Source organism: Paenibacillus xanthanilyticus (assembly GCF_042682185.1).
GTDB lineage: Bacteria > Bacillota > Bacilli > Paenibacillales > Paenibacillaceae > Paenibacillus_Z > Paenibacillus_Z xanthanilyticus.
The window spans coordinates 154,177-172,538 of sequence record NZ_JBHUHA010000001.1; the positions used below are offsets into that span (position 1 = coordinate 154,177).

Below are 18,362 nucleotides of genomic sequence, written 5' to 3' on the forward strand. Positions count from 1 at the left end.
GCCGACGAGAGGAGCTTCCGATGGCTAACATCATCTACTTCGGCGTCGACCTTCACGGTCACGTCAATCCGACGCTCGCCTTGATTCGCAAGCTGGTCGAGCGCGGGGATAAGGTTGTCTATTATTGCAGCGACGAATTTCGCAGCAAGATCGAGCGGACGGGCGCGACGTTCCGCAGTTACCGAGGCTTGCTGAATTTCACCATGCATGAAGGCTCGGGCATCGATACATTTCTCGTGTTCGCGGATTTCATCCTGGAGAAGGGCCGGCTGCTGGCGGACAGGCTGTACGAAGAGGTGTCAGGACTGCGGCCAGATTGCGTCATGCACGACGCGTTCGCGTATTGGGGCAAGGAACTGGCTGCGAAGCTAGACGTGCCCGGCGTGTCGGTATTCGCTAATTTCCCGTTCATACACGAGATGGCGGAATCGGATCCCGGCTTCTTCATGGAGGTCGTGCTGCGCGCGGCCGACGATCCGCTGTACAAGAAGTACAAGGGCCAAGCGGACATGTACCCCAAGCTGATCGAGAAGGTCTCGCGCATGATCGCCCGCCGGCATGGCCTGGGCGAGGTGAACGTCATCAACGACGTGTTCGGCAGCAAGCAGCCGCTGAATCTGATTTTCTCCTCGCGGGCGTTCCAGCTATATGAGGAAGCGTTCGACGAAAGTTATTTGTTCGCGGGCTATACAGCCGATCGCCGCTCGGATGCGGAACCTTTCCCGATGGAAAGGTTGGACGGGAGGCCGCTCGTCTACATCGCGTTCGGCACGATTTTGCACGAGCTGGGCGATTTGATCGAAGGCTGCATGAAGGCGCTTGGCGGAGAGGACGTGCAGGTGGTCATGTCGGTCGGCAGACAGTTCCCGATCGAGCGGCTGGCCGGCGTGCCGGACAACTTCCTGATCATGCCTTACGTCCCGCAGCTCGAGCTGCTTGAGAGGGCGTCGGCATTCATTACGCACGGCGGGGCCAACAGCATCTATGAGAGTCTGTGCGCGGGCGTGCCGATGGTCGTCGTGCCCCAGGCGTTCGACGAGTTCATGGGCGCCTTGATGGTCGAGCGGGCCGAGGCCGGCATTCGTCTGGAGAGCGAATCGTTCGCGCCGGAAGCGCTGCGAGAAGCGGTGCGGACCGTGCTGGGCGACCCGGCGTACCGGCTTGGCTGCGCGCGCATACGCGATTCCTTCCGGGAGACGGGGGGATTGGACATGGCGGTGCGGCGCATCATCCACTATATGGAGCAGAGGGTTAACGCATGAATCTATGGAGACGCGCCGGAGCGGCGCTAATCGCCGCGATCTTGGCGCTCGCGGCACCTTGGGCGGCCGGAGCCGCCGAAGAACCGCTGCTGGGACGGCAGGCGGAGATCGAGGCCTATATCGACGGCATTATTGCCAAGTCGGATACCCCGGGCATGGCGGTGGCGATCGTGCAGGGCAACGAGACCGTATGGCTGAAAGGATACGGCAAGGCCGATATCGGCGAGAAGCGCGCGGTTACGCCGGATACGCTGTTCGAGCTCGGATCGACGAGCAAGGCGTTCACCGGTCTCGGCTTTCTGCTGCTGGAGAAGCAAGGTCTGTTGAACCGGGAAGATCCCGTTACGCAATATCTCCCGTGGTTCCGCGTTACGCATGAAGGCAAGCCGGCGGAAATTACGCTCGGCCAGCTGCTTCATCATACGAGCGGGGTGCCGTTCGATTCGATCGGACGCATTCCCGCCACCGAAGCGGACGATGGACTGGAGCAAACGGTGCGAACGCTCGTCGGGCGGGAGCTCGAGCATGCGCCGGGCGACGAATATTTGTACGCGACGATCAATTACGACGTGCTCGGCCTGGTCATGCAGACGGTGACCGGACAACCCTACGAGACTTACATGCGGGAGAACGTGCTGCTGCCGCTCGGCTTAAAGCATACGTATCTGACTCGCGACGATGCGCCGGACGCTTCCAGCGCCGCGGGATACAAATTCAAGCTGCTGCGGCCGGTAGCCTACGACGCGCCGATGTACAGAGGCAACACGCCGGCCGGTTATTACATGACGAGCGCGGCCGACATGGCCAAGTGGCTGCAAATTCAGCTTGGCCGTGTTCCGGTGCCCGAGCCGTTCGGCGAATTAATCGCTTCGTCGCATGAGCCGGACCGGTCGGTCCCGCCGGCTTCGGACGGCTCCTCGTACGCGGCGGGCTGGAGCGTCTTCCAGCGCGGCGGCGGCGAAATTTCGCACGGCGGCAGCAATCCGAACTTCGCTTCGCATCTGGTGCTTCGTCCGGAAGAAGGGCTCGGCGTGGCCGTACTGGCCAACATGAACACGCCCGACGCGGGTTTGCTCGGCCAAGGAATCATGAACCTTCTGATCGGCCGAGAGCTGCCCAAGCCGGTCGACGACATGTATGAGGGGCTGGACAACACGGCTTCCGCCGCGCTCGCGCTGCTCGCGCCGGTCATGCTGCTGACACTCTGGTTCGGCGGCAAGGCGGCTGCGGAGGCGGCAGTCGGCAGAAGACGGTTCGCGGGCACGGCGGCTTCCGTCATGATGAGCGTCGGCGGTCTGATCCTCTTCCTGGCCGGGCTCGGGTACTGCCTATATCGCATTCCCGACGTCATCTACTGGGGGCTCAACTGGGCGTTCGTTCGCGTATGGGCGCCAGAGACGCTGATCTACGCGGTCGTCGCTCTGCTTGCGACCGTCTTCTTGTTCGGATTCTACTATATCGTGACGAGCTTGTTTCCGAGGCCGGACGAGAAGCCGCTGTTCATGCTGACGCTGCTCAGCATCGTGAGCGGACTAGGGAACGCGGTTATCATTTTCACGGTGAACGAGACGCTAGGCCGCGATCAGGACGTATTCCAAGACGGTCTGCTGCTGTACTTCCTCCTCGGCATGGCGCTGTATATCGTCGGCCAGCGGCTCGTGCGGCTGCGGCTCGTCCGCATCGCCAACCGGATGGTGTACCAGAAGCGGACCGAGCTGCTCGACAAACTATTGAACACCTCCTACGAGAACGTCGAGAAGCTGGAGGACGGAGTCATCGAGGCGGCGCTGAACAACGATACCGAGACGATCAGCGACGTATCCAACATCGTCATTACGGGGGCGACGAGCCTGGTGACGCTCGTTTGCTGCTTCGTCTACATGGGCATCATCAGCTTCCCGGGCATGCTGGTCGCCGCGGCGGTCATCGCGTTCGCGGCGGGCATGCATTTCCTGATGGGTGCCAAAGCGAATCAGCTGCTGGAGCAGACGCGCGATATTCAGAATAGGTTTTTCAAATTCATACACGACTTGCGAGCCGGCTTCAAGGAGTTGAGTCTTAGCCGCGCCAAACGAGGCGATTTCCAATCGGACATGCAGTCGAGCATCGGCACATACCGCGACAAGCGGATCGAGAGCGATCTGCGCTTTGCGAACGTCAACGTCGTCGGCGAGCTGCTCTTCACGTTCGTCATCGGCACGGTGGCCTTCCTGTTCCCGCTGCTGTTCAAGGACTTGCAGGTCGGCGCTTGGCGCAATTACGTGTTCGTGCTCTTGTATATGACCGGCCCCGTGCACGGCATCCTCGGCACGATTCCGAATTTGTTCCGCGTGCGCGTCAGCTGGAACCGGCTCAATCAACTGGCCAGCCAATTAGATGCCGTGCAGCTCGAAAAGGCCAGCCAGGATACCGCTTCTGCTGCAAGCGGAGGCATTCAGGTGGAGCTCCGGTCGACCGCTTACCACTATGCGAATAAGGAAGGCGAGCAGTTCGCGGTCGGACCGATCAGCTATACGTTCCGCTCCGGGGAGATCGTCTTCATCACCGGCGGCAACGGCAGCGGCAAATCGACGCTCGCCAAGATGCTGACCGGCCTGTACGCGCCCGCCGAGGGAGAGATTCTCGTCGACGGACAGCCGGTTAGTCCGCAGGAGCTCGCCCAGCGCTTCACGGCGATCTTCGGCGATTTTCATCTCTTCGGCAAATTGTACGGGATTCCGCTGGCGGGCAAGGAGAAGGAGATCGCCGCGTTTCTGGAGCTGCTTCATTTGGAAGATAAAGTCCAGGTGCAAGGCGGCGCGTTCTCGACGGTCAAATTATCGACGGGCCAGCGTAAGCGGCTCGCCTTGATGCAAAGTTATTTGGAAGATCGGCCGATCTATCTGTTCGACGAATGGGCGGCCGACCAGGATCCCGAATACCGCGCGTTCTTCTACGAGCATCTGCTGCCCGAGCTCAAAGCAAGAGGCAAATGCGTCATCGCGATTACGCACGACGACCGGTTCTTCCATCTGGCCGACCGCGTCATCAAGATGGAGATGGGGCAGATCGCGGAAGGCGGCGCTAACGATTACCGGCCGGCACTTAATGCCGCGATGCGGTAGCGGGCAAGGGGCGCGCGAGGCCGCAGGAGAGTGGGAACCAAGAGGAAAGGACGGGAAGGATGAACGGCGAATCTACGAAGCTCGACAAATCGAACGTGGAAGATATTCTCGGCCTCACGCCGCTGCAGGAAGGGCTGCTATATCATGCCATGACGGGCGACGACCGCCATTACGCCCAGCATCTGACGCTGCGGCTAACCGGCGATCTAGCGCCGGACGCGATCCGGCAAGCTTGGGCGCACGTGATTCAAGCGAACGACATGCTGCGGACGGTCTACCGCTGGGAAGGACTGGAGCGGCCGGTCCAGCTGGTGCTGAAGCAAATCGACGTGCCGATCCAGTTTCGGGATTACAGCGCCGCGACGCCGGCGGAGTGCGAGAGGTTGGCCGAAGCATTTCTCCGCGCGGAGCAAGAGCGGCCCTTCGATCTTCGGAAGCAGCCGCTGCGCATCGCGGTTTGCAAGCGAAGCGCGCATACAGGCGACATGCTGATCAGCTGGCATCATATTCTATACGATGGCTGGAGCAACGGCGTGATCGTGCGCGAATTTCTCGAAGCCTACGAGGCGCTGCTGGCGGGCCGAAAGCCAACGACGCGCGTGAAGACCGGATTCAAACCGTTCCTCAAATGGCGGCAGGCGCAGAACAAAGATAGGTGGAAGGCGTACTGGCAGGAAGCCTTATCCGGCTTGGAGGAGAGAACGACGCTGCCGGATCTCGCGCGCGATGAGCGGAAGTCGGATTCTCCGGCATCCGGGAGATGCAAGATCGCGATGGAGGAGGCGATGGCGAAGCGGCTCTATGCGTGTTGCCGCGAGCTCCAGCTGCAGCCGGCGGTGCTGTTCTATGGCGCTTGGGCCCTGCTGCTTAGCCGTTACGCCCGGTCGAACGACGTGCTCTTCGGCACGACGGTGTCGGGCCGCGTGCCGGGCATACCCGGCATGGAAGAGATGGTCGGCTTGTTCATGAACACGGTCCCGCTGCGGGCGCGAATGACGCCGGATGCGGCCGTCTCCGAATGGCTGCGCGACTTGGCGGAGCAGCTGCGAGAACGGGAAGCGTTCGAGCACGCGCCGCTGACGGACGTCACCGCCTGCAGCGGGCTGGGAGCGGGGCAGCCGCTGTTCGATTCGATCGTCGTCGTGGAAAATTATCCGCTGCAGCGCAATATGGGCAGCGGAGGCGCGATCAGCATCTCGAGCTACGACATGCAGGAGAACACGCATTACCCGCTGACAGTCGGCATTGCCATGTTCGAGGGCATCGACATCGAGCTCGCCTATGATCCGGACCGTTACGGAGACGAGGCGGTCGGTCGGTTGGCGGCGCAGTACCGGTACGTGCTTGAGCAGCTCATCCACCATCCGGATGCCCGGGTGCGCGACGTGCAGCTGGCGACGGAGCGCGAGCGCAATCGCATTTTAACCGCATTCAGTCGATTGCGCAGACCGGACGACCGCGGAGGCGACGCGGCGCCGGTATCAGGACCTGTTGCAATGCCGTTCCATATCCTGTTCGAACGACAGGCGAAGCGCGAACCGGAGGGCGTGGCGCTCGTGCACGAGGGAAGGACCTTCACGTATCGCGAATTGAACGAGCGGGCGAATCGCCTCGCGCGGCTTTTGCGGGAGAAGGGCATACAGCCGGAGGCTTTCGTCGCGATCTATATATCCCGCTCCGAGCGATTGTTGATCGCCTTGCTGGCGGTGCTGAAGTCGGGTGCCGCATACGTGCCGATCGATCACGAGTATGCGCCTTCGCGCGTCGCTTACATGCTGCAAGACAGCGGCGCGCGGATGTTGATCACGGACGATCGTCCAGTGGCGCTCGACTACGAGGGCGAGATAGTCCGCATAGACGATGACGGCTCCCACGCGCACGATGTGTCGAACCCGGATAACGTCTCGATTGCGCAGCATAGCGCGCTCGTGTTGTACACTTCCGGCTCCACGGGGAATCCGAAGGGCGTCGTGCTTACGCACGGCAACCTGATCGCGTACGTCGAGGCCTTTCAGCAGGAATTCGGGTTGACGGCCAATGACGTGTATTTGCAGCAAGCCTCATGCGCGTTCGATCAATTCGTCGAAGAGGTGTTTCCCGTCTTGGCGGCCGGCGGACGCATCGTCATGGCGCAGCGGATGGACGTGCTGGATACGGCCGGGCTCGTCCGGCTGATCGAGGACGAAGGCGTCACGATCGTCTCCGCGTCGGCGCTGCTGTTGAACGAGTTGAACAAGCAGGCGGGCATGCGGCACGTGCGCGTCTTCATCAGCGGCGGCGACGTCATGAAGCCGTCTTATATCACCCGATTGAAGCGGCATGCCAGCGTATACAACACCTACGGTCCGACCGAGGCGACCGTGTGCGCCACCTATTACCGGCATGAGGGCGACGCGGACGGTCCGATTCCGATCGGCAAGCCGATTCTGCATTACCGGGTGTACGTCTTGGATGAAGCCGGCCATCTCGCGCCGGTCGGCGTGCCGGGCGAAATCTGCATCGCCGGCGCCGGCGTGGCGCGCGGGTATTTGAACCAGCCGGCGCTTAGCGCAAGCCGATTCGTGGCGGATCCGTTCGCGGCGGGCGAGCGGATGTACCGGACGGGCGACCTCGGCTCCTGGCTGCCGGACGGGCATCTGCTGTTCCACGGCCGGAACGACACCCAGCTCAAAATTCGCGGTTACCGAATCGAGCCAGGCGAGATCGAGCATCAGCTGCAGCGCCATCCAGACGTCGAAGAAGCCGTCATTTTGCCGGTTGAGGCGGGTTCAGGGCAGAAGAGTCTGGCCGCTTACGTGAAGTCGTCCGCCAGTCTTACCGCAGGTGGACTTCGCGCACATTTGGCGGAGCTGCTGCCCGAGCCGATCATTCCGTCCGTCTATTACCGGATCGATGGCGTGCCAAGAACGGCGAACGGGAAGATCGACAGATCGGCTCTTCATCGAGTCGCGCAGCCGATGACGGCAAGCGAATCTGCTGTCCGCGCCGCCAGCGAGACCGAAGCGGCCGTCCGCGAGCTATGGGTTCAGGTGCTGGGCTCATCAGGCGACCTCGGCTTGGATGATCCGTTCATGGAGGTCGGCGGCGATTCGATTCAACTGATGCAGCTGCACGCCAAATTGGAGAAAACGTTCGGCGCCGGGATGCGCATCACCGATTTGTTCACGCATGCGACGATTGCCAAGCAGGCTGCATGGATCGATGGCCGCCGCGAGGGAATCGCGCAGACGGACCCGTTATTGCGTCAGCGCCTGCCTACGGCATATTTCGGCAGAAGCGCGCAGGCAAGCGGGGCGAGGACGATCCGCTTCCAGCTTCAGGGCGAGGTCCGAGAGGCCGTGGCGCGGCTTGCCGCGGCGAACGGCGTAGCGCGCTACGACGTTCTGATCGGGGCGCTGCTCTACCTGCTGTCCGAAGCGGGGGGCAGCGGCAGCGCGGCGCTGTACAGCATGGCGGAGGACGCAGGGAGCTTGCATCCGATTACCGCGAACCTAAGCGGCATGACGGCTTTCGAAGAGCTGTACGAGCGCGTGAGCAAGCAGCGGAACCGCGCCGGATCCTCGTCCGTGCCGATTGAACAGGCGATGAAGCGAGCAGGGCATTCTTCCGGCGATGAAGCGCTGCTACTGGTGAGCCCGCTTAGCTTGCGCGGCGGCGCATCTGAATTAGTAGGCGCGTTCGATGCGCTGCTGATTCTGGAAGACGACGAGACGGAGCCGCGAATCCGCGGCAGCTTCGCGTTCAACGATCGAAGGCTGCTGCACGATGGCGCACAGCATTTGATCAAGAGCTACTTAGCTTTAATCCAGCAATTAACCCAAGTGATAGTCAGGTCGTGAGAGGGGTAAGAGCGATGAGAAAACTTGCCTTATTGTTCCCGGGACAAGGCTCCCAATATATCGGAATGGGCCGATGGCTGTACGATAACCACGCTTCGGCAAGGGCGGTCTTCGAAGAGGCGGCCGATACGCTCGGCTACGATATGGCCGCGCTCGTGTTCGAGGGCACGGAAGAGAAGCTGGCGAGTACGGCGTACACGCAGCCGGCGCTGCTGACCGTGAGCAGCGCGGCATTCGCCGTCTATATGGAGGAAATCGGCGTGCAGCCGGCCTATTCGGCCGGTCACAGCCTCGGCGAATTCTCGGCGCTCGCCGCGGCCGGCGCCTTGTCGTTCGGCGATGCGCTGCGTCTGGTCCGAACGCGGGGGCAGCTGATGCAGGAGGCCGCCGCGGAGGGGATCGGGGCGATGTGCGCCGTAATCGGAGCCAACTTAGCGCAGACGGACGAGGCTTGCAGGTTGTCGTCCGCCGCTAGCGGTCGGCAGGTCGTCGTCTCCAATTACAACTCGGCGGACCAGCTTGTTCTGTCCGGCCATCGGGAGGCGGTCGAGCAGGCTGCCGCGATGCTGGCCGGTCAAGGAGCGCGCACGACCTTCCTGCGCGTGAGCGCGCCGTTCCACAGCCCGCTCATGCAGCCGGCGGCGGAACGATTCCGCCAGGAACTAGCCGCAGTCGCGTTCGGTCCGCTCAAGTGGCCGGTCCTCTCCAACGTGACGGGCGAGCCCTATCGGGATCCCGAGGAAGCGGTCTTGCTGCTGACGTCTCAGCTTACGGCGCCCGTCCGATGGCTGGATGCGATGCGTTACCTCGAGTCCTCTGGCGTGTCGGTGGCCGCCGAGATCGGCGCCAAGTCGGTGCTCACGCACCTCATGCCGTCTTGCGCGGGAACCATCCGCGCGTTCCCGTTCGATTCCGTGCAGCAGCTGGCGCGGCTCAGGGAGGAGCTAGCCGCCGAGATCGCCGACGAGAAGGGCAAGCGGGCGGCGCGCAATGTGGTGACCAAATGCTTGACCGCCGCCGTCAGCACACGGAATCGGAATTGGGACAACGCCGAGTATGAACGCGGCGTGCTGCAGCCTTATCGCGAGATAGCGGCGATGCAGGAGCAGCTGGACGCGCAGGGCGAAGGAGCGCGGCCGACGGAAGCGCAGATGCGGCTGGCGCTGTCGCTGCTCAAGCGCATTTTGGATACGAAGCTCGTGCCGGAGCAAGAGCAGCGGAGCCGGTTCCGCGACATCTTGGCGGATACGCGCACCGAAGCGCTGTTTCCGGAATATGTGAATCCGGGCGCTTGATCCGGGCTGGTAGAGAGGAGGGAGACGCTTGGATTTTCAGTCCTTGAAGCTGGACGGCTTCCGGTTCGAAGCTGACGACGGCATCGAGCTTGAGGAGCAGACCAATGAAGACATCGCCATCATCGGAATCGCGCTCAAGCTTCCGCTGGCGGAGACGGTCGAGCAATTTTGGGCGAATTTATGCGCCGGCCGGGATGCCGTCCGTCCGCTGCCTCCGGAGCGCAAGAAGGACGCCGACCGGTACTTCTCGTTCTTGGGCCGGCATCCGGATCTTATCCCCTACGGCGAGGCCGCGTATGTCGAGGACCTCGACAAATTCGATTATCCGTTCTTCAAGCTTTCGCCGAAGGAAGCGAGCCTGATGGACCCGAATCAGCGCGTGTTCCTGCAGACGGCCTGGCATGCGCTGGAGGATGCGGGTTACGGCGGAAACGCGCTGGAAGGCAGCCGCACGGGCGTCTATCTCGGCTATGGCTCGGATGCCGACTACAAGCAGATGATCCATGCGGTCGAGCCCGATTCGCTGTCGCTTGCCGTGGCGGGCAATGTCCGTCCGATCATCGCCAGCAGGCTCTCGTACCTGCTGAACCTGCGCGGGCCTAACATGGTCGTGGACACGACTTGCTCGTCGTCGCTCGTCGCCGTTCATTTGGCGTGCGGGGCGATTCGGGGCGGCGAATGCGAGATCGCGCTGGCCGGCGGCATCCAGCTCCATCTGCTGCCCGTCCGCGAAGCGGAGGTCGGCATCGAATCGTCGACGGCACGGGCGAGGACGTTCGACGACGCGGCGGACGGCACGGGGACCGGGGAAGGCGCGGCCGTCATCGTGCTCAAGTCGGTTGCGAAGGCGAAGGAGGATCGGGATACCGTCTATGCGGTCATTCGGTCGAGCGCGGTAAATGCCGACGGCCGCTCCGGCGGGTTGACCGCGCCGAACGCGGAAGCGCAGGAGGAGGTCATCGCGGACGCATGGGAGCGGGCGGGCATCGATCCGCGGACGATCGGCTACGTGGAAGCGCACGGCACCGGCACGAAGCTCGGCGATCCGATCGAGATCGACGGACTCGCCCGCGCATTCCGGCGCTATACGGACCGCAAGCAATTTTGCGGCGTCGGGGCGCTGAAGAGCAGCATCGGCCACCTGGACAACACGGCCGGCATCGCGGGGTTGATCAAGGCTGCGCTCTCGCTTAGTTACCGGAAGCTTCCGCCGACCTTGCACGTCGACCGTCCGAACCGGAATATTCCGTTCGCGGATTCGCCTGTCTATATCGTCGATCGGTTGACCGACTGGCACGCGGGCGAGGAGAAGCGGCGATGCGGCGTCAGCTCGTTCGGCATTAGCGGCACGAACTGCCATGTCATCTTGGAAGAAGCGGAGGAGAATGGCCGCGCGTACGCTGCCGGCGAGAATGGCGCGCAAATGACGACGAATGCCGCGGATGCCTTCGCATCCCGTCCGCGATTATTCGTGCTGTCGGCCAAATCCGAGTCTGCTCTGCGTGAACTGATCGAGCGCTACGATAATTTTGTTCGCATGCATCCAACCGTCAGCCTTGATGATCTCTGCTTCACCGCAAGCGCGGGCAGAGGTCATTACGAATATCGCGTGGCTGCGGTCGTCGGAAGCACGGCGGAATTAGCCGGCATGTTGGAGAAGGCGAGCGCGAATGCCGTATCCGATGTCATGCGCGACCATGGGCTGGCGAGCTCGGGATGGGCAGCCTCGGAAGCAGTGGCTCCTAACGGCAGCGCGCATGGGAGCATCTCGCCTGCAGCGATCGAAGACGCGCTGGATCGCTTCCTCGCGTCCGGCAAGCAGGACGAGTCCAGCCTTGCGCGTCTGGCGCAGGCTTATGCGCAGGGCGCGAACCTTGATTGGGAGAAGTTGTACCGGCGGGAGCGACGCGGCCGAATCAGGCTGCCGCTCTACCCGTTCGATCCCCATCGGTGCTGGCTGAACATCCCGTCCGCCTCCGCCGGTGCACAGGACGCACGCGACGGCATGTTCCACAAGCAGGCTTGGGAAGGGGAAGTGCTTAGCGGTGCCAGCGGGGACGATCGCCGTCCGGCGCACGCGCTGCTCTTGAAGGACGACCGCGGTCTATCGGATTCTTTGGCGGCGCTGTACCGGCAGACCGGTACTCGCGTGACGGAGGTGAAATTCGGCTCGGCGTTCGAGCATGTCGGGCCGGAACTGTATACGGTCGGGGAAAGGGTGACGGATTACGCCGCTTTGATTCAGGCGCTGGTCGGAGGAGGCATCGACACCATCGTGCATGTCGGCGCGTTCTCTGGCGGCAGTGCAGCAGCGGACGCGGCGTGCGCGGCGAGGGACAGGCTGGCAAGAGGTCTGCGAAGCGTGTTCCTGCTGATCAAGGGGCTTGCGGCGGCCGGTTGGGCGAGCCCACTCGAGCTGGTCGTCTTGACCGACCGGGCGAATGGCGTCACCGAGGAGCAGGGCGCGGTTCATCCGGAGCATGCCGCGCTGATCGGATTCTGCAAGGCGGCTATCTGGGAGTATCCGTGGCTGACGGTCCGCTGCATCGATGCGGATCCGGGTTCCGATGCGGAATTAACCGTGTGCGTGTGGCAGGAACTGCGATCGAAGGCGGAGGAATTCGCGATTGCTTACCGCGACGGCCGGCGATACGCGCAGCGGCTCGTCCCGCTGCCGCAAGTACGCGGACGGCAGATTGGCCCTCGGATCACGAAGGAAGGCGTGTACCTGATTACGGGCGGGATGGGCGGCATTGGGCTGCACGTCGCGAAACAGATTGCCTCGCTATCGGCTGGAGGAGTCAACCTCGCACTGCTGTCCAGAACCGCCCGGGATCCGCGATCGCCGGATGAGCCCGAGGCTGGCGGAAGGCTATCAAGCCGCAAAGCGCTGCAAGCCGTACTTGAACTGGAAACGCTTGGCGCGCGCGTGGACTTCGTGCAGGCGGACGTGTCGGATGAACGGCAGCTTGGAGAAGCCATTCGCATGCTTCGCGCGCGCCATGGACGCATCGCGGGCATCGTGCATGCGGCCGGCGTGTCGGAAGGGAACCGGATCGGCGACCTTGATGCCGCCATGCTGGAGCGGGTTCTCGCGCCGAAGCTGCAAGGCACGCTGCTGCTGGATCGCCTGACGGCGCAGGACGAACCGGATTTCTTCGTGCTCTTCTCGTCGGCGATTACGTTGATCGGCGGCGTGGGATCGGGGCCGTATGCGGCCGCCAACGCTTACTTGGACGGTTATGCGGCGATGCGGGCGAGGTCAGGCAAACGAACGTTGTCCATCGGCTGGCCTTCGTGGCTGGACACGGGATTATCGGAAGGGGCGGACATTGACGAGAAGAAAGAGCTGCTGGCCGTCCTAACGGCACGGCAAGGGAGGGAAGCGTTCGGCCGGGCATTGGAATTGCCCGAACGGCACATCGTGGTGGGACGCGTGAATCATCAGAGTGAGCTGTTCGCGCTCGGGAATCGCCTTCCGTTCCGGCTATCCGGTTACGACGCGCAAGCTGACGCGGTTAACCAAGGCGCTTCCGGCGCAGCGGCGGGCGAATCCAACAAGATGAAACCAGCATCAAGGGGCAGCGGACCGGCGACCTATGCCGAGATCGAAGCCGCCGTCACGGAGGCGTGGCGAAGGGTTCTCGGCTATGACGAATTGGATGTCGGCGCGAACTTCTTCGATATCGGCGGCGATTCGATCTCGATCGCGAAGGTACATGCGCATCTGGAACCTACATTCCCGGGACGGCTCGCGATATCGGATCTATTCACGTACCCGACGATCGCCAAGCTGTCCGGCTATTTGGCGGACGCCATGCAGCGGATGGCGGGAAGCGGAAACAAGACGCAATCCGTCTCGGCTGCTGCGGAATCGCAATTCGAGTACGCGATCATGGATCTATTCGAGCAGCTCGAGCAGGGCGGCCTCGCCGTGGACGATGCGGTGAGCAGATATTACGCGCTGGAGGTGGCCAATGGATAACCCGGTGCGGCTCATAATGGAACAAGTCGCAGGCGGACGCATGAAGAAGGATGACGGGCTCGCGCTGCTCAAGGCATTGAAGCGGACGGAGTCGGGGCAAAGCAAGGAGATTGCCATCATTGGCATGTCCGTCCAACTTCCCGGCGCGAATACGATCGACGAGCTGTGGGAGCGGCTTGCCGGGGGCGAAGATGCGATTCGCCCGCTGCCGCCCGCCCGTCAGCGGGACAGTCGTCCCTTCGTGCAGGCGTTCACCGCTCTGCGCACGGAAGACGCCTCGTTCAGCCATGGCGGCTATTTGGATGAAGTGGACCGGTTCGATTATGGCTTGTTTCAGCTATCGCCGAAGGAAGCCGCCTTGATGGATCCGAACCAGCGTCTCTTCCTCGAAGCGGCATGGGAGGCGATCGAAGACGCAGGCTACGGCGGGAGTCGGATCACGGGATCGCGGACGGGCGTTTACCTCGGCTATGCGGATTGGCCGGTGTACGGCCAATATATTTCGAAACATCATCCGGGCGATATCGGAACGGCGAGCATCGGCAACACGCCATCCATCATGGCCAGCCGCATCTCATACCTGCTCGATCTGCAGGGCCCGGCGGTCCTGGTCGACACGGCTTGCTCTTCGTCGCTTGTCGCCCTTCATCTGGCCTGCATGGCCATTCGGGGCGGCGAATGCGACATGGCGATCGCGGGCGGCGTGAAGCTGTGTCTCATGCCGGTGGACGGCGTGTTCGAGATCGGCATCGAATCGGCCGCCCGGGTAACCCGGACATTCGATGACCGCGCGGACGGCACCGTATGGGGCGAGGGGACGGCGGTCTATCTGCTGAAGCCGCTCGATCAGGCGCTGCGCGACGGCGATGCCGTTCACGCGGTCATCAAAGGGAGCGCGATGAACAATGACGGGGCTTCCGCGGGGATTACGGCGCCCAACGCGGCCGCGCAGGAACGGCTGTTGACGCAGGCCTGGAAGGACGCCGGCATCGATCCGGCCACGATCGCGTACGTGGAAGCGCACGGAACCGGTACCCGTCTGGGCGATCCGATCGAGGCGGACGGCTTGACGCGAGCGTTCAGGCGATATACCGACCGCAGACAATTCTGCGCGATCGGATCGGCCAAGTCGCACATCGGCCATCTCGATGCGGCCTCCGGGGCGGCTGGACTGGCGAAGGCCGTCGCCGCGCTGAAGAATAAGGCGATCCCGCCTACGCTCCATTTCTCGAGACCCAACCGCAACATCGCCTTCGAATCATCGCCGCTCTATGTGAGCGACAAGCTGGAGCCATGGGCGAGCGAGGGGCCGAGACGATGCGGCGTCAGCTCGTTCGGGTTCAGCGGCACGAACTGCCATCTGGTGCTGGAGGAAGCGCCTGCCGTCCCGGAAGGCGAGTCGACGGCGGTTATCGAGGAGGCTGAGCTGCTCGCGCTATCGGCGAGAGGGCCGATCGCGCTCCAAGCGCTGATCGGGCGTTATGTGTCCGATTTGCAAGGCAATCCCGCGACGCTCCGTCAACTGTGCTACACGACGAACACGGGACGCGGGCGGCACGGAACGCGGGCGGCGATCGTCGCATGCGACAAGGAAGAGCTCCGCGCCAAGCTGAAAAAGCTGCTGGAGCAGGGGCTGACGAGCTACCCCGAAGATGGCATCTATTACGGCGATCGTAACGGGAGAACGGGCTGGCAGCCGAACGGCGATTTGCCCGCGATGGTCGTTGAAACGGCGCATGATCCCTCGGTGTCGGCGGCTGGCAGCGGCGAAGAACTCGTTCCCGATGCGCGCACGGACCGGCAGCGGCATGATGCCTGTGATCATGCGGCCAGGCAGTTCGCGCAAGGCATAGAGCCCGATTGGAACGGACTATATGGGAGCGTGGTAATTCGCAAAGCGCGCGTGCCGCGCTATCCGTTCCAGCGCTCAAGATGCTGGCTCGCCCCCGCGTCGGAAGCGGCGGAGTCGCATCGCGCTGAACTCGCGTGGAGCGTTAGTTCGGCCCAATCGCATGACTCGCTAGCGCCGGTCTCGCTAACCGGCAGGGAGGATGGCGCTTATACCGATGCGGAGCGGCTGCTCGCCGGCCTATGGGCCGACTTGCTCGGCCACGAGACCATTCACGTGGACGACGACTTCTTCGACCTTGGGGGCAATTCGATTCTCGCCATCCGACTGGAAGTCGAGGCGGAGCGCCGCGGCAGACGCTTCCCGGCTGACGCGCTGCACGAGAACCGGACACTGCGCCTGGCGGCCGCTTATCTAACGTCCGGGGAAGCGGCAGAAGTTCGCGCTAGCAGCGCCGGACCATCTTCTTCCGAACAGAAGGGAAGTACCCTATCGGCCGACGATGCCGGTCCGAACTCTGTCGTGATCGCCGGCATCGAGCCGTTCAACGATCTCTATTATCGCAGCTGCCTGTACAATTCGATGTTTCCGGCCGTACGCGCCTTCGGCGGCAGCATCCTGCCATTCCTTCTCAACGATCTGATCCTCTATCGGATGACGGCGGACAGGGAAAGCGAGAATCGGCTGGCGATCGAATACGAGGCCGTGCAGCCAATGTCGACCGTGCTGCGCGACATGCGGCTGGCTGCGGAGCCTTATTCGGACATCGCCGGCCTCGTCGACGAGCTCCGACATCATATCGCGCTTGGCCATCCGGTCGTCGTATGGGTGGACAGCTACTATGAATCAATCCGCCAGGACGCTTATTTGAAGCAGCATATCGACCATACGCTGCTCGTTTACGGCTATGACGACGAGCGGGAGCAGTTCCGAATCATCGAGCACGACCGAAGAGAAAATTTATCCTATCGCGCGCGGACGCTGCCCTACTCCGACCTCGCTGCCGCGGCGGAAGGATTCGCGGACCGTTATTTATTCCGCAGCGAGCACCAGGTTACGCACTACGTCATGCGCCGGACGAACGATGCGGGAAGCGAGCGTGGCCAATCGGCTGCGTTGGAACCGGAATCGGCACCGTTAACCGATCTGACGCGCTCCCGCTTCGCGCAGAATCAGCTGATGCACCGAGACAAGTTGGCGGAGAGCATGGAGGCGCTGCGCCGCTACGCGGTATGTTTCCGCAGCCTCGTCACGGACGAGGAAAAGCTGAAGCCGGCGCTGGAGACGTTCGTGCAGCAATTGAACGACATCATCCTGGCCAAGCAGGTGGAGCAGTACCGGCTGGCCCATGTGTTCGGTCCCGAGGACCCGCTTCCCGCGCTAGCATCGAACATTCGGCAGCAGTGGGATACCGTGCGCAAAGGACTGGTCCGCTATCTCTACCTGCCCATCTATCAGCAGGAGGCGATGCGGCAGCTCGCGGACCGGTTCGACGCGGCAGCCGAGGCGGAGACGCGGCTGAACGACCAGCTGCTCGCCCGATTGGAGACCTATCTTAGTGAAACAATCGTATAGGAGGCATTCATAATGACGACGGAAATTCAAGAGCAAGAGGAGCTTAGAGAACGCATCATCACGATGCTCCGGGACAACGTGGACGATCCGTCCATGCTCGATGACCTCGACCCGGACGCGGACTTGACCGCGCTCGGCGTCAATTCGCTGACGTTCATTAAGCTCGTCATCGCCGCCGAGATGGAGTTCGGCCTGACGTGGAACGACGACGATCTCGACTTCCGGCATTTCGCTAGCGTCAACAGCATTTTGAACTATGTCCAACAATCCGGTTTTTAAGATCCGATAGAAAGAGGGTTCGCTATGCTAACGAAAGCAGGACGATTAGGCGGGACCGCGCTCGTGGAGCACGTTCGTCAGCTGAAGCCGCAAATCAAGCAGCTCACCTTGTTCCCGTCCGAATTGTGCAATTACCGCTGCAGCTTCTGCCACATTTGGGGCGAGACGGGATGGGCGCTCAATGAGCCGCAGCGCGCGATCCGCGAACAGCTTGATATCGACGTGCTGAAGCGGTTCTTGGGCGAAGTGACCGAGAATAACAAGAACCTTGGCGTCATCATTACCGGCGGAGAGCCGATGCTGTACAAGCATTTTACCGAGCTGGTGACCTATCTGCGCAGCCGTAAGGCGAACATCTATCTCCTCACGAATGGATCGCTGATCAAGAATCGCGTCGAATTCATCATGGAGAACATCGTCGCGCTCAACATCTCGATCGACGGACCGGAAGAATTCCACGACTCGATCCGGGGCAAAGGCAGCTTCAAGACGATCTGCGAGAATATCGACGCGCTTATTCAGGAGAAACGCCGCCGCAAAAAAATGTTCCCGTTCATCAACATCACGATGGTGCTCTCCAAGTACAACTACAAGTCCGTGAAGGACTTCATGCGCGCGCTGCGCGAGCGGTTCCCGAACGAGTCGGTCGTGCTGCACGATTCGCGCAATCCGTGGATGAAGCGCCGCGACCTGTCGGTCAACCTCGCGCCGCTGCTCTTCACGACGCCGGAGCGCGGACAAGCCTACGCCCACCAGATGAAGGAGCATCTCAATTGCGACGTATCCCCGGCCTGGCAGGGCTTCGTGGAAGAGGACATCGGCATCGATACGCTGGAGCTGAAGCGCGACCTGGAGGAGCTGTGGGCCGAGGAAGGGATCGATACGTCCCATTTCGTCGATATCCACGACTATTTTACCGATATCGAGAACGTATTCGAGCGCTCCAAATGCGTGGCCCCTTGGCACGAAATGGTCATTCGCCGGACGGGGGACGTCTACCCGTGCGTGGATTTGCCGGATTACAAGTACGGGAATATTTACGAGAATTCGTTCCAGGACATGTGGGAGGGCGAGCGCGCGACGGCGTTCCGGGATTACCTTCGGGAAGACAATCTGCTGATGTGCAATCGATGCACGCGCATGTTCGCCGATGCGGAGTCGTTCTAATCTCAAG

Annotated in this window: 8 protein-coding genes; all 8 read left to right on the forward strand. The window is 62.2% G+C overall.

Translation table 11 applies throughout. From position 1 onward, the window contains the following. Nucleotides 1-20: 20 nt before the first annotated feature. The 8 genes from ACFSKT_RS00710 to ACFSKT_RS00745 are packed head-to-tail and all read left to right on the forward strand — an operon-like array spanning nt 21 to nt 18,355. Nucleotides 21-1,262 carry a macrolide family glycosyltransferase gene (locus ACFSKT_RS00710; RefSeq protein WP_377719880.1) on the forward strand — a complete coding sequence of 414 codons (1,242 nt, stop codon included), beginning with the start codon at nt 21-23 and terminating at the stop codon, nt 1,260-1,262. Continuing rightward, nucleotides 1,259-4,366: a cyclic peptide export ABC transporter gene (locus tag ACFSKT_RS00715; protein ID WP_377719881.1), complete on the forward strand. Its 3,108-nt coding sequence runs from the start codon at nt 1,259-1,261 to the stop codon at nt 4,364-4,366. Before ACFSKT_RS00710 ends, ACFSKT_RS00715 begins: the two co-directional genes overlap by 4 nt. Before the next feature lie 59 nt (nt 4,367-4,425). Next, a complete protein-coding gene (locus ACFSKT_RS00720) occupies nt 4,426-8,205 on the forward strand; it encodes a non-ribosomal peptide synthetase (protein WP_377719882.1) in 3,780 nt (1,259 codons plus the stop codon). A gap of 14 nt (nt 8,206-8,219) precedes the next feature. Further along, on the forward strand, nt 8,220-9,500 hold the full coding sequence (fabD, locus tag ACFSKT_RS00725; protein ID WP_377719883.1) for an ACP S-malonyltransferase: 1,281 nt from the start codon (nt 8,220-8,222) through the stop codon (nt 9,498-9,500). Between the two features lie 28 nt (nt 9,501-9,528). Further along, nucleotides 9,529-13,485 carry a type I polyketide synthase gene (locus ACFSKT_RS00730; protein WP_377719884.1) on the forward strand — a complete coding sequence of 1,319 codons (3,957 nt, stop codon included), beginning with the start codon at nt 9,529-9,531 and terminating at the stop codon, nt 13,483-13,485. Further along, a complete protein-coding gene (locus ACFSKT_RS00735; RefSeq protein WP_377719885.1) occupies nt 13,478-16,909 on the forward strand; it encodes a beta-ketoacyl synthase N-terminal-like domain-containing protein in 3,432 nt (1,143 codons plus the stop codon). The genes ACFSKT_RS00730 and ACFSKT_RS00735 overlap by 8 nt, the downstream gene beginning before the upstream one ends. 12 nt (nt 16,910-16,921) lie before the next feature. Next, nucleotides 16,922-17,188 (forward strand): phosphopantetheine-binding protein, encoded by a 267-nt coding sequence (locus ACFSKT_RS00740; protein WP_377719886.1) that lies wholly within the window; start codon nt 16,922-16,924, stop codon nt 17,186-17,188. Between the two features lie 24 nt (nt 17,189-17,212). After that, on the forward strand, nt 17,213-18,355 hold the full coding sequence (locus ACFSKT_RS00745; RefSeq protein ID WP_377719887.1) for a radical SAM protein: 1,143 nt from the start codon (nt 17,213-17,215) through the stop codon (nt 18,353-18,355). Nucleotides 18,356-18,362: the final 7 nt, after the last annotated feature.